The organism is Aliivibrio fischeri (assembly GCA_038993745.2).
In the GTDB taxonomy this organism is placed as follows: Bacteria; Pseudomonadota; Gammaproteobacteria; order Enterobacterales; family Vibrionaceae; genus Aliivibrio; species Aliivibrio fischeri_B.
In genome coordinates, this window is sequence record CP160629.1 from 2,829,724 (window position 1) to 2,843,308 (window position 13,585).

The 13,585-nt window shown below is 38.9% G+C and carries 10 protein-coding genes; 3 read left to right on the forward strand and 7 right to left on the reverse strand.

All coding sequences use genetic code 11. The annotated features are described in order from the left end of the window. Positions 1-5: 5 nt before the first annotated feature. Positions 6-1,928 (forward strand): PRD domain-containing protein, encoded by a 1,923-nt coding sequence (locus tag AAFX60_013575; GenBank protein ID XDF77618.1) that lies wholly within the window; start codon positions 6-8, stop codon positions 1,926-1,928. A 58-nt stretch (positions 1,929-1,986) separates the two neighbouring features. Here the strand turns inward: AAFX60_013575 and AAFX60_013580 are convergent, their stop codons facing one another. Together AAFX60_013580 and AAFX60_013585 are read right to left on the reverse strand one after the other, a co-directional pair. After that, entirely contained in the window at positions 1,987-2,259 is a 273-nt protein-coding gene (locus AAFX60_013580) for a hypothetical protein (GenBank protein ID XDF77619.1), read from the reverse strand. Further along, positions 2,234-3,130 (reverse strand): SPOR domain-containing protein, encoded by an 897-nt coding sequence (locus AAFX60_013585; protein XDF77620.1) that lies wholly within the window; start codon positions 3,128-3,130, stop codon positions 2,234-2,236. Before AAFX60_013585 ends, AAFX60_013580 begins: the two co-directional genes overlap by 26 nt. Before the next feature lie 175 nt (positions 3,131-3,305). On the opposite strand from AAFX60_013585, the gene AAFX60_013590 reads away from it, so the two are divergent. After that, positions 3,306-5,186, forward strand: a complete 1,881-nt coding sequence (locus AAFX60_013590; GenBank protein ID XDF77621.1) for a DUF294 nucleotidyltransferase-like domain-containing protein — start codon at positions 3,306-3,308, stop codon at positions 5,184-5,186. A gap of 9 nt (positions 5,187-5,195) precedes the next feature. Then, entirely contained in the window at positions 5,196-5,912 is a 717-nt protein-coding gene (locus tag AAFX60_013595) for a 3'-5' exonuclease (GenBank protein ID XDF78953.1), read from the forward strand. A gap of 88 nt (positions 5,913-6,000) precedes the next feature. On the opposite strand, the gene AAFX60_013600 is transcribed toward AAFX60_013595, so the two are convergent. The 5 genes from AAFX60_013600 to AAFX60_013620 all read right to left on the reverse strand — a co-directional run bounded on the left by AAFX60_013600 (position 6,001) and on the right by AAFX60_013620 (position 13,227). Next, the gene (locus tag AAFX60_013600) at positions 6,001-7,581 is read right to left on the reverse strand and encodes a BCCT family transporter (protein ID XDF77622.1); all 1,581 of its coding nucleotides are present in this window, start codon (positions 7,579-7,581) and stop codon (positions 6,001-6,003) included. A 238-nt stretch (positions 7,582-7,819) separates the two neighbouring features. Further along, the gene (locus AAFX60_013605) at positions 7,820-8,761 is read right to left on the reverse strand and encodes an ABC transporter permease (GenBank protein XDF77623.1); all 942 of its coding nucleotides are present in this window, start codon (positions 8,759-8,761) and stop codon (positions 7,820-7,822) included. 2 nt (positions 8,762-8,763) lie between these two features. After that, positions 8,764-9,741, reverse strand: a complete 978-nt coding sequence (locus AAFX60_013610; protein ID XDF77624.1) for an ABC transporter permease — start codon at positions 9,739-9,741, stop codon at positions 8,764-8,766. Positions 9,742-9,885: 144 nt separating this feature from the next. Continuing rightward, positions 9,886-11,439, reverse strand: coding sequence for an ABC transporter substrate-binding protein (locus tag AAFX60_013615; protein XDF77625.1), 1,554 nt, complete (start codon positions 11,437-11,439; stop codon positions 9,886-9,888). Between the two features lie 78 nt (positions 11,440-11,517). Next, entirely contained in the window at positions 11,518-13,227 is a 1,710-nt protein-coding gene (locus AAFX60_013620) for an ABC transporter ATP-binding protein (protein ID XDF77626.1), read from the reverse strand. Between the last annotated feature and the right edge of the window lie 358 nt (positions 13,228-13,585).

Consider the following 13,585-nt stretch of genomic DNA (forward strand, 5'->3'; position numbering starts at 1 on the left):
TTTCTATGATCCAACTGCCTTATCCTCGTCTTAATGTCATTTTTGAAGCGCTTAGATATGAAGCCCTTCCTCAGCAAGAGCTTGCTCAACGTTGTGATATTTCAACACGAACAATTCGAACAGACATCTCTGCCTTGAATGATATTTTGGCTTCTTACGGTGCCCAAATTCAGCACCAGAGAGGAAAGGGCTATCACTTTGATATCTATGATGAGACCCGTTTCTTGGATATTGAAAAACAAACGAAAAAAATGAAATCATCTCCTCGCAACGCCAAAGATCGTATGGTGTATTTGATGATGCGTCTATTATCTCAAGAGGAAGAATGTAAGTTGGATGATCTTGCCAATCAATGGTTTGTCAGTCGCACTTCATTACAAGCAGATATGGGTGAAATTAGAGAGCAGCTTGAGCAATATAATTTAGAGTTAATAAGTAAAGCGCATTGTGGATTACGCCTGTTTGGTGAAGAGCAAGCAATTCGAGCTTGTATCGCCCATATTTTATTCCAATTTAAACCAAGTGATCATACGTTTATTGATGTTTGTGAATATTTTGTTCCAGAGATTAATCAACCATCCTTAAAAACGGATTTACTTGAATTAATTAATAAAAATCACATCAAGCTTACTGATGAAGGTTTGCATCATTTAGTTGTGTATTGTGGTGTTGCCCTGCATCGACTAAAACAAAACGCATGCATTCATCACGTAGATCAACCAAATCTCAGTGAAGAAGCACAAAAAACAGCAGCAGAGTTAAGCCAAACCATAGAAAGTTTACTTGGTGCACCTTTACCTCAAGCAGAAATAGATTATCTAAGCATTCAAATTGCGGCACGTCGTGTAACAGGCGTTCCTGAAATCGACACTCAAAAACCAACAGAGCAATTAGAGCTAACTCAATATTTATTGGATTACGTTAATACACATTACAACTACGATCTGCGTAATGATGAGCAATTAAAACGAGACTTACTCTGCCATATCACCACCATGATCTTACGAGTTAAGTATCAAATTACCATTCCAAATCCACTATTTGATCATATTAAACGCTATTACCCATTGGCTTATGATATGACTGTTGCAGCTATTTCTCATTGGGGTAAACATTTAATTCCAGACGGAGAGATAGGTTACTTAGTCATGCATATTGGTGTTGGACTAGAGCGTAATTTCTCACTGGAAGAACAATTACCACCAAAAGCTTTACTTGTGTGTGACTCGGGAACATCAATTGTACGCTTACTTGAATCACAACTTATTCGCTCATTACCTCAACTTACAATAGAGAAAGTAGAGAGTCTTAGAGATTATGAAGAGTTATCAAAAGTAGATGCTGATTTCGTTATCTCAACAGAAAAAGTATCACAAAAAAACAAACCGACAATCACGGTATCCCCGATACCAACGAGCTTCCAATTAGAACAAGTAAATAAACTCATTCTAATGAATCGCTCACACCCATATATGTTGGATAAGTTTTTTGATCACCGTTATTTTTCTGTTCTGGATGAACCAATGACTCAAGGTGAAGTGCTCAAAAAATTCAGTACTCATTTTACAGAAGATAACATCACCCCTATTGAGTTTTACGACTCAGTTATTGAGCGAGAAAGCATTACATCGACGATTTTAGGGGAAGGCATTGCGATTCCACACTCTTTGGGATTACTCGCTAACGAAACAAAAGTATATACCATCATTTCTCCACACGGCGTAGATTGGGGAAACGGGAAAATAGCTCATGTGATTTTTCTTTTTGCTATCAATAAAGACGATTATGAAGAAGCGATGAGCCTTTACGATTTATTTGTGACCTTCATGAATGGTAAAGCCGTCGATACCATCTTGGGCTGCCACTCTTATGATGAGTTTCAATATGTTGCTAAAGAATGTTGGTTTAATCGAAAAAAAGATTGGTAAATAAAAAACCCCGGAACATACCGGGGTTTTACATATCAATAAAATTGAATGATAAAAATTATCCGCGAGGCTTAAACTCAAGCACTGGCGCTTTCTCTCCATCATTCACATCTTTTGGATTGTTAATAACTAAAAAATCCAAGGCGCGTCCTGTAGGACTAAGTAACGCAAGCTCTTCTCTATGTTCATCTTCCAAACAAATATTTAATGAGATATTTGAAAGCGCCTTAACACCAAATTCATCTTCTAATGTCTCTAGTGCTTCTTGTAGGTTTTCAGCAAGAGACTTACTGTCCCAGCGACCTTTAAATTGGATTTCCAACGACTTCATCCTCTACTTTCTTAGTACACATCACATTTAGCATGGAGGTGTTTTTTAATTTTCTGGCCGCACCGTCTTTAAAGAGTCCCAAATTATCAGCACCCCAATAAGGCAATAATACAGGCCATTTGTCTTTGGTCATTATCGTTGAATCAAGCAAGATTTGCCATTGCTCTTTAGTAACCAAATCCATATCTATTTGCTGACAAATTTCTTGAGCATGTAGAGATGTAGCTCGAAGCCATGGCAAACTATTTTCCATATAAAAGCCTTCACTACTGTCATCAGTAAATGGAACTACAAAATGAATATTATTTATCTTTGTTTGCTTACGAATAGTAATAGGATCAGGTTCTGGCTCGCTTACCGCCTCTGGAGCGCTTTCAATCGGTTCTTCAACTTGAGGCAACAAAGCTAAGTTCACTTCCCTTAATGCAGCATGCTTAAATAACCGATCACTTTGTAAACTTCTTAATTGCTTTTGCGCTGTAGTGAAGTCTTGATAAGGTCCAATCAAGCAACGCTTAGCTTCTCCCTCTAATTTAAAGTTAATCGAGGCATCCACTTTCTTTTGAATATGATTTACTTTTTCTTTCGTCAGATCCTGATTAAACACACCACATTGAATCCAAAACTCGCTCTTTCCTTTTTCTAATTTTGGTTGTTGATTTCCCCATAAACCATCACCAATTGGGCAAGCATCTAACAACACATTTTTCGCATCAGAATGCGCAGCTTTAGAAAAACAAATCGAGGTAAGTGCACTTTCCTTTTTAACCACATCATCATTTGAAGCATCATTGGCATAAGCATGCGCCATAACAAGGACACTACTTAGTACTCCCAATGAAATTTTTGTTATTTTTATTAATTGAGTCATCAAACTTCTCCAAGCAAGCACTTACAATATTATCAGCATAGCAAAAGTTATGTTTCAAATCCGAGAACCTCATTCTAATGCGCTTATATTACTCATTTTCATAGAATAAAATGGCTATCCATAAGCCGATAAACTAAAATTATTTTTCCCCTTCTCTATTTATGTCGAGTAACACATGGAAGTTGAACTGTTAGAAATACAGCATTTTTTATCTCAATACCCTCCGTTTAATTTACTTCCAGAGGAAGCGATAAAAGAAGCGGCTCAAAGTGTTGAAATATCTTATTACCGAGCAGAAACCATGGTGATTGGCTTTGGTGATGAGATCAAAGATCTCTACATGGTTCGCAGTGGTATTATCGAAGTGTACCGTCGAAATGGAGAGCTTTATAACCGTCTTGATGAAGGCAGTATCTTTGGTCAAATGGGGTTATTAATGAACAATAAAGTTCGTTTCCCAGCCAAAGCCCTAAAAGATTCTCTACTTTACTGTATTCCTGAAGCCGTTTTTGATGATTTCTGTGAACGCTATGATGAGTTCTCTGACTTTGTTGAAGTAGAAGACGCCACTCGTTTAAAACAAGCAGTTGAAAACACAGAAGACGATGCAAACGACTTAACAACATCTAAAGTGAAAACGCTGATCACCCGTGAAGCCGTAATGATTGAAAAAAATCAAACCATTCAATCTGCTGCAAAAACCATGGCTGAAGAAAACGTATCAGCGGTATTAATCACAGATCCCGACATCGATATCGAAGAAGAAGATAATAACTTTGTTGGTATTATCACCGACCGAGATTTATGCACCAAAGTATTGGCGTGTGGCTTAGATTTTGAAACACCTGTATCTGAAGTAATGTCGACAGAATTAATATCTCTTGATCACAATGCTTATGTTTTTGAAGCCATGCTGATGATGCTACGCTACAACGTCCACCACCTTCCTGTACTAAGAAATAAACAACCCATTGGCGTTATTGAAGTTTCTGATATTGTTCGCTACGAATCACAAAACAGTCTGTTGTTTGTAAGCAGTATTTTCCAACAGCAAACCATTGAAGATTTAGTGATACTTTCCACTCAGTTGAAAGATTGTTTCTTACGTATGGTCAACGAAGACGCCAACTCTCACATGGTTGGTAGCGCAATGTCTGAAATTGGACGTAGTTTTAAACAACGCTTATTAGAACTAGCAGAAGAAGAACTAGGCGAAGCACCTATACCTTATTGTTTCTTAGCTCTTGGTTCTATGGCTCGTGACGAACAATTAATTGTTACAGACCAGGATAATGCGATAATTTTAGACAACGAATATAACGAAAAAGAGCATGGTGAATACTTCAAAGCGCTATCTGAATTTGTCTGTGATGGCTTAGCGGCTTGTGGCTATAAATATTGCACAGGCGATATCATGGCAACCAACCCTAAATGGCGTAAAACACAATCAGAGTGGGAAGAATGTTTTGCTGATTGGATTGATAACCCAGATCCTCAAGCGCTATTAAATAGCTCTATTTTCTTTGATTTAAATGGCGTTTATGGTCGAACTAAATGGGCAGAACAACTTAATGGCTTCATTGTTCGACGAGCGAAAAAAAATAACCGCTTCTTAGCTTGTTTAGCACGAAACGGCTTACGTCGAACGCCACCTCTAGGTTTCTTTAAAGACTTTGTAATGGAAAAAGATGGGCGTCATAATAATTCCATCAACCTAAAACGCCGTGGTACAGCTCCACTAGCCGATTTAATTCGTGTTCACGCATTGGCCATTGGCTCTCATGCACAAAACTCATTTGAACGTTTAGATGACATTATCGAAGCCGGTATTTTACCTAAATCCAAAGGGCAAGATTTGCATCATGCAATGGAATTAATCTCACTGGTTCGATTGCGCCACCAAGCATTAGATGTCGAAGCTGGTATTGAACCCGATAACAATATCGAACCTGAAAACATGTCAGACTTTGAACGCCGTAATTTAAAGGATGCATTCCAAGTATTAAGTAACGCTCAAAATTTCTTAAAATATCGCTATAACGCGAATAAATTCTAGGAGCTAATGATGATCCCACATGCTCCTCAAGAAATTTTAAACTGGCCCTCCTTTTTCAAACATAAGCAGGAGAGCAGTAAAGATAAACGGCTAAAAAACTTCTACAAGACAGGAACGTACGAAGAAGAAACACCACTGAGTGACATTGAGTTTGTGGCGCTTGATTTTGAAACTACGGGATTAGATGCGAACCAAAATAGTATTATCAGTATTGGTTTAGTGCCTTTTACGTTAGAACGTATTTTTTGCCGTCAATCACAACACTGGTTTGTGAAGGCACAAGACAGCTTAGAAGAAAATTCAGTGGTCATTCATGGTATTACTCACTCAGACCTACAAGGTGCTCCAGATTTACGCCGGATTTTAGAACAGGTATTAGATGCACTCGCAGGAAAAGTCGTAGTTGTGCACTATCGCCGTATAGAACGAGACTTCTTTGATGCAAATCTTCGCAGTTTGATTGGTGAAGGGATCGTTTTCCCAGTCGTAGATACCATGCAAATTGAAGGAGATTATCAACAAGAACAAGCGAAAGGCTTTATCAATTGGCTTAAAGGTAAGCGTCCAGAATCAATTAGACTAGCCAACACTCGGTTGCGTTATGGATTGCCTTCATATCCTCCTCATCACGCATTAACAGATGCAATAGCGACGGCTGAATTATTTCAAGCACAAGTGAGATACCACTTCTCACCTCACGATCCAATTCGTAAGTTGTGGTTATAACGTTTTATTTATATTGCGATAAAATATAAAAAGCCGATGAAGATAAAACTTCGTCGGCTTTTATTTGCACGTAATAATCTAAAATAAATTAACTACGGTTATATTTTTCTGTTCTCATACCCATCAGCAAACTTACACACATCGCAAGTAAAATCAGGGTAAATGGTAACGCTGTTGAAATTGCACCAGCTTGTAATGCTTGGATAGCTTCAGTACCGCCAACCCACAGTAGAGCAACAGCAATCGCACCTTCCATAAACGCCCAGAACACACGCTGTGGCATTGGTGCATCCACTTTACCACCAGCGGTAATACTATCGATAACCAATGAACCTGAATCCGATGAGGTGATAAAGAACACAAGCACCAGAACAACAGCAATCATAGAAAGAATATTGCCCATAGGCAGAGCATCAAACATTTCAAACATAGCTAAAGAAACATCTGTCAGGCCTTTTGAGCCTAATGTACCAATGTTATTTACAACTTGATCAATCGCGACACCACCGAAGATAGACATCCATAAGACGGTAAATAATGTAGGTACAATCAATACAGCAGTAATAAACTCACGAACAGTACGACCGCGAGATACACGCGCAATAAACATACCTACAAATGGAGACCACGAAATCCACCAAGACCAGTAAAACACAGTCCAACCATGCATCCATGCTTCATCAACACGGCCATGAGGATTACTTAACGGAATGATATTTTCTACATATCCCATAATCGTTGTTGGAATCGTACCCATGGATATAGCGAAAGTAACAAGAGCAACAAAAACCAATAGTACAATGGCAATTAGCATATTGATGTTACTAATGACTTTTACACCACCATCAATACCACGCATTACCGATACAACAGCAAGTAAGGTAACAACAAAAATAATCGCAACCTGAAGACCTAGGCCGCCATCCATACCAAATACATGATGGAAACCACTCGCAGCTTGCTGAGCACCTAAACCTAATGAGGTCGCTAGACCAAATAACGTAGCAAGAACCGCTAAAATATCAACAACGTGACCAGGCCATCCCCACGTACGATCACCTAAAATTGGATAAAAGATAGAACGCATCGAAAGTGGCAATCCTTTGTTATAAGCAAAAAATGCTAATGACAAAGCAACAACGCCATAAATAGCCCAAGGGTGTAAGCCCCAGTGGAACATAGTTGCACCTAGTGCTAATTTCGCAGCTTCTGGTGTATTTGCCTCAACGCCAAGCGGAGTCTCAAACCAACCAGTAAAATATGCGACAGGCTCAGCCACGCCCCAGAACATCAACCCAATACCCATACCTGCAGCAAATAACATTGCTATCCAAGATACCATTGAGTAATCCGGTTTGGCTTTATCACCACCCAGACGAATTTTGCCAAACGGCGATACAATCAATGCTAAACAGAAAATAACAAAGATATTAGCTGACCACATGAATAAACCATCAAATGCATTAATGATCTTCCATTTAAAACCATCAAGAACGGTTTTGGCGCTTTCGGGATCAGTTACTGCTACAGCAACTAAGAAGAGTGCAATCAGACCTGCGCTGATGCCAAAGACGGGATTATGTACATCGAATCCCCATTTCTGAACGTTATCCTGTCCAACAGTATAATCCGTATTATCTATACTGTACTTATCCTTATTTCTACTCATTATTCCTCACTTCGAGCCTCAGCTCTCTGTTTTGGTTTAATTCAAATACTCGCTTTAAAATATTTAAACACACCTAATGATCTTAACAACTGAGCATATAATTGCCAGTAAAAGCAGCGAATTAGCCTAATAAAACAACAAATAAAGGAAAATTATCCATATTGTGAAACACAATATCTGTTCTACAAACAAAAAAGCGGTGAATAATTCACCGCTTTTTTATTAGCTAAAAAATAGGTTAGCCTTTATAAATTTTAGGATTAAACACATCTCTTAACCAGTCACCCAGTAAGTTAATCACTAAAACTAAGGTAACTAAAACAAGTCCTGGGAAAGCGGTTATCCACCACGAACCAGAGAAAATGTAGTTAAAACCAATACTGATTAAAGAGCCTAATGAAGGTTGGTCAACAGGTAAACCTAACCCTAAGAAAGACAGCGCTGCCTCTGACATAATCGCATTAGCAATTTGAACCGTTGAGATAACCAAAATAGGCGATAAACAGTTAGGGAGAATATGGCGGAACATGATGCGAGGAGAACGGAACCCCATGACTTTTGCAGCCTCTACATACTCTTTTTTCTTCTCAGCAAGCACTGATGCGCGAATAGTACGAGCATATTGTGGCCATTCAGCAACACCAATGATCACCACAAGCATAACAACAGCATACTGGCTAAAAAACTCAGTCCCAAAACTGGCTTTAAAAATAGCCGATACAATAATCGCAACCATCATCGTAGAAAAAGATAACTGAACATCGGCAAATCGCATTAAAAAACTATCAATACGTCCACCAAAATAACCTGCAGATAAACCAATGATAATCCCCAACGCCAATTGCACACCAACCGCAAGAAAACCAATAGTCAGTGACAAGCGAGATCCATACAGAATAGTAGAAAGCACATCTCGGCCTTGGTCATCAGTACCAAGAAGAAATCGCTCGTCCCCATCTTCCATCCAAGATGGAGGCAATTCTGAATCCATAATATCAATCGAACTTAAGTCGTATGGATTAGTTGGTGCAATAACAGGGGACAGCAGTGCTCCTAATACAAAAACCAAAAACACAGCAAAACTGAACATCGCGACTTTATCTCGTAAGAAATAATAGAGAAAATCGGAAGATTTAAATCGTTCCCAACGAGTTGGAACGTGAGTCGTTGTCGTATTCATGATTACGCTCCTTTGCCTGTGATATCAACGGTTGGGTTAATTAATCCATATAACAAATCAACAATGGTGTTTGTTACTACGAAGATAAGACCAACAAAAATAACGTAAGCGGTAATTAATGGCGTATCGACACGGTTAATCGCTTCTAAAAATAAAAATCCAGTGCCTGGCCATTGAAACACTGTTTCAGTAAGAATGGTGTAAGCCACCATGGTACCAATTTGAACACCTCCAACGGTGAGCACTGGCAACATGGTATTTTTTAGAGCGTGTTGATAATAAATTTTATTGGTGGCGATCCCTTTTGCCTTTGAGAATTTGATGTACTCCGAACTAAGCACTTCTAGCATTTCAGAACGAACTAAACGAATAAATAGAGGTAACATAATTGAAGCAAGGGAAATACACGGCAGAATCAGATGCGCTAAGCCATCAATAGTAAAGAACCCTGATTCCCAACCAAGCAAGTTATACGTCTCTCCTCGTCCATAAGACGGTAACCAATTAAGTTCAATCGAGAAAACATACATCAACATAATCGCAGTAAGGAAAACCGGTATTGAAATACCAATACTACTGAATGCCATAATGGCTTTAGTAAAAATACTTTTTGGATTAATAGCAGAATAAACCCCAAGAGGTATCGATAAACAGACAATAATAATCGCTGCGCCAAACACTAACTCTAGCGTCGCTACCAATTTATCAAGAATAACTTCTACTGCAGGTTTTTTGAAAAAATACGATGTACCGAGATCGCCCTGAAGCGCATTACTTACAAATCGAGAATATTTGGTAATAAATGGGTCATTTAGACCTAACTCATCGCGCAAAGCTTGACGTTCAGCTTCAGAAACTGACTGACCAACCAATTCACGTAACGGGTCACCCAAATTATCTTGGATGGAAAACGCAACCAGACTGATCACAAACATCACTATCAGTGCCTGAAACAGGCGCTTGACCAGAAACGTAAACATTCCTTGTCCCCTTTCTTTATCCTAAAAATGACATGAGAAAAGTATCTCTATGTCTAACAAATTGTCGGTATTACTTTTATTAAGAAATGAATGACATAAATAAGGTTGCTCTAACACCATAGAGCAACCTTTTCATTTATGTTTTTATTTAACCACTAGGTCACCAAAATATGGGTATTCCATTGCGTTTACGATTGGCTTGATATCAATGTTTGATTTTGCGCCCCAAGCAAGGTTCTGCCAGTGTAGAGGAACAAATGCCGCATCATCATATAAAGTCTTTTCTACCGTTTTTAGGATTTGGCTACGCTTAGCAGGGTCCGTTTCTACGTTAGCTGCTTCAACCATCTTATCTAACTCTGGGTTAGAGTAATGACCACAGTTGTACTGTCCTTTACCCGTTTCTTCATTACGAGTCATCGTTAAGAACTCAGAGAAGTTCGCTGAATCTTCTGTGTCTGAGTGCCAGCCGATCATCATCATGTCAGCTGCACATAAGTCAAATTCTGGCCAGTATTGCGCTTTTGGTAATGTCTTTAGATCCACTTTAATGCCGATTTTCGACAGCATCGCAGCGGCTGCTTGCGCTACTTTCGCATCGTTAACATAACGGTTATTTGGTGCCATCATGCTTAGCTTAAAACCATCTTTATAGCCGGCTTCAGCCATAAGTTGCTTAGCTTTTTTCAAATCGTAGCGAGGAACAAGTTCTGCATCATAACCAGAATAACCCGATGGACCTTGTTGACCAGCCGTAGTCGCAAAACCTTTCATGATTTTTTTAACGATGCCTTCGTTATTAATAGCATGAACAATCGCTTGACGAACACGCACGTCTTTCAGTGCTTCATTACTGTTTTGGTTCATTTGGAACGTAATGATTCGAGTACCTGGAAGAGTAACTAAATCAATTCCTTTGGTACTTTTAACACGCTTGTGATCATTAGGGGCTACCGGTGCAATAATATCTACATCGCCAGAAAGAAGAGCTGCAACACGAGTCGCATTTTCTTTGATTGGAACTAACGTCAGCTCATCTACATTACCTGGAGAATTTTTGTCCCAATAACCATCGAAACGATCAAAAACAACTTTCACGCCTTGCTCACGAGACTTAACAACAAATGGACCAGTACCAGAGATGTGTGTCGATGCAAAAGAATTACCGTGTTTTACGATTTCAGACTTATCTTTACCGTCTTCAGTCTTACCCGTATAGAACTTGCTATCCATTGGGAAAATATAAGTAGCGGTTTGAAGCACAAGTGGATAAGCACCTTTAGAAACTAATTCAACCGTATAATCATCGATTTTAACCAACTTCTCATACGGTTCAAAAATCGCTTTAAAATCCGGAGAATCCTTTAGACGGTTGAATGTCCATACAACATCATCAGCCGTCATTTCATTACCTGAATGAAATTTCACGCCCTTACGCAAATTAAAACGGAAAGTCGTATCATCAATACGCTCCCACTTTTCAGCTAGACGAGGTTCGAAATCGAACGATTGCGTGTAACGCACTAGAGGATCAAATACCATATGAGAAAGTTGTAACGTACCGCCAGATAGCTGCTCATGTGGATCGAGTGATACTGGGTCTGCATCATAGGCAACAGTAATATCTGCAGCTGCTGCACTAAAACTTAAACCTGCAGCCATCAATGCGATAGCTAATTTAGTCTTCATGGTTTTCATTGCATAACTCCTTATGCGGGACTGGATCCCTAGTTTATTGTTTTGTTGTGTTTGTACTTATTATTGGGTGGTTTATACCTATGCGGTTTGCTCTCTTAACCCCTTAAATTCAGGCATAAGAGAAATTAACTGTTTGCTGTAGTCATGCTGCGGATTGGTATAAAGATTCTCTGTTGGTGCCACTTCTAGTAACGTTCCCATCTGCATTACACCAACACGGTCACACATCTGACGAATCACAGGTAAATCATGGCTGATGAACAACATGGTTAAGTTCAATTCATCCTGTAAATCTTTCAATAAATTGAGAATTTGAGCTTGAACCGATACATCTAAAGCCGAAGTTGGCTCATCACAAATCAATAAACGTGGACGTGTCGCTAATGCACGAGCGATAGAAATACGTTGACGTTGACCTCCAGAAAACTCATGCGGATACTTCAAGGCAGCCATTCGACCCAAGCCTACGTGATCCAAAAGATCATTAACGATCTGTTGCGTTTCTGATTCAGAGCGAGTGAGTTTATGAAAACGAATCGGCTCTGCGATAATATCGAAGATTTTCATGCGTGGATTCATTGAAGTGTATGGGTTTTGAAATACCATCTGCATTTGGCGGCGCATTGGACGGCGCTCTTTTTCTGACTTGAGAGCGGTAAGATCAATACCTTCAAATGTCACTGAGCCAGAGTTTGGTGGGTATAATCCTGCGATAACACGAGCAATGGTTGATTTACCTGAACCTGATTCACCAACCAAACCAAAAGTTTCCCCTTCATGAATTTCGAAACTCACATTATTAGAAGCTTGGACGTACTCACGACGGCTTTCAAAAAAAGAATCTTTTGTTATGAAACGAAGATTTACGTTTTCAACTTTCAATAAAGGACCTGCGTATTCACGCTGATCTTGGCTTTGACCTAACCAGTGATTTTTAACATCAATAGGTTCATGCTCAACCGCTTCCTCGATATAACTCACTAATGGAAAACGATCTAATTTAATATCTGAACGAGGAACCGCAGAAATTAAGCTACGGGTATAAGAATGGTCAGGATCACCCAATACTTTTTCTGTTTTTCCAAATTCAACAAGATCTCCACGGTACATTACTGCGACTTTATCTGTCACATTAGATACCACCCCCATATCGTGAGTAACCAACATACAGCCAACGTTATTTTTAACGCATAACTCACGAATAAGGTTTAGAATTTGATCTTGAATCGACACATCCAGTGCCGTTGTTGGTTCATCAGCAATGATCAGATCAGGTTCACCAGCTAATGCGATAGCAATAACTACACGTTGGCGCATACCACCTGAAAATTGATGTGGAAATTGTTTTAATCTATTTTCAGGCTGAGGGATACCTACTTGTTCCATTAAAGATAATGCTCGAGCATAAGCCTCTTCAGGAGATACCGACAAGTTAGCATGAATGGTTTCCGTTAATTGCTGCTCAACGGTAAATAAAGGATTTAATGAGGTCATTGGGTCTTGGAAGATAAAACCAATTTTAGAACCTCGAACCTTACGCATTTCTTCAGCGGTTAATCCTGATATTTTTTCTCCATCAAGAAACACTTCACCATCAGCAATAACACCAGGAGGGCTTAATAAATCAATAACAGCATTACCTACTGTTGATTTACCTGCACCTGATTCACCAACAACACCAACAATTTCACCACGCTCAATTGAAAATGACAGTGATTTAACAGCGGCATGAACACCATGACGTGACGGATATTCAATACGTAAATTTTTAACTTCTAAAAGTGACATTCTCAGACTCCGACTACTCGGCAGCATCCTGCCCTGTCTGCACATTGATTCCATTCGTAACAATTTATGTAACTGTTACTTGTTTAGGACACCAATGTAGTCAATTATTCACATAAAAGCAACAATTAAAGAGCAATGAGCTGTTTAATGCTTTTTAAGTGCATAAAAAATCATAAAATGGCAAATAAATATAAAGTCTCACTTTTTAAAATAAACTTTAAAACAATGAAAAACATAAACTTATAATTAATAAGAGATTAAAAACATGATCATCATCACCATTGGTAACAATGTAAATAAAATATAAATAATCTTAACATTTATGCCAGCTTAAAATATCGATAGGAAAAAGATTAAC

Bases quoted from the DNA above. Each gene is read 5' to 3' on its own strand.
- AAFX60_013595 (XDF78953.1), top strand. From the start codon at position 5,196: ATGATCCCACATGCTCCTCAAGAAATTTTAAACTGGCCCTCCTTTTTC.
- AAFX60_013620 (XDF77626.1), bottom strand. From the start codon at position 13,227: ATGTCACTTTTAGAAGTTAAAAATTTACGTATTGAATATCCGTCACGT.
- AAFX60_013585 (XDF77620.1), bottom strand. From the start codon at position 3,130: ATGACTCAATTAATAAAAATAACAAAAATTTCATTGGGAGTACTAAGT.
- AAFX60_013605 (XDF77623.1), bottom strand. From the start codon at position 8,761: ATGAATACGACAACGACTCACGTTCCAACTCGTTGGGAACGATTTAAA.
- AAFX60_013575 (XDF77618.1), top strand. From the start codon at position 6: ATGATCCAACTGCCTTATCCTCGTCTTAATGTCATTTTTGAAGCGCTT.
- AAFX60_013615 (XDF77625.1), bottom strand. From the start codon at position 11,439: ATGAAAACCATGAAGACTAAATTAGCTATCGCATTGATGGCTGCAGGT.
- AAFX60_013600 (XDF77622.1), bottom strand. From the start codon at position 7,581: ATGAGTAGAAATAAGGATAAGTACAGTATAGATAATACGGATTATACT.
- AAFX60_013580 (XDF77619.1), bottom strand. From the start codon at position 2,259: ATGAAGTCGTTGGAAATCCAATTTAAAGGTCGCTGGGACAGTAAGTCT.
- AAFX60_013590 (XDF77621.1), top strand. From the start codon at position 3,306: ATGGAAGTTGAACTGTTAGAAATACAGCATTTTTTATCTCAATACCCT.
- AAFX60_013610 (XDF77624.1), bottom strand. From the start codon at position 9,741: ATGTTTACGTTTCTGGTCAAGCGCCTGTTTCAGGCACTGATAGTGATG.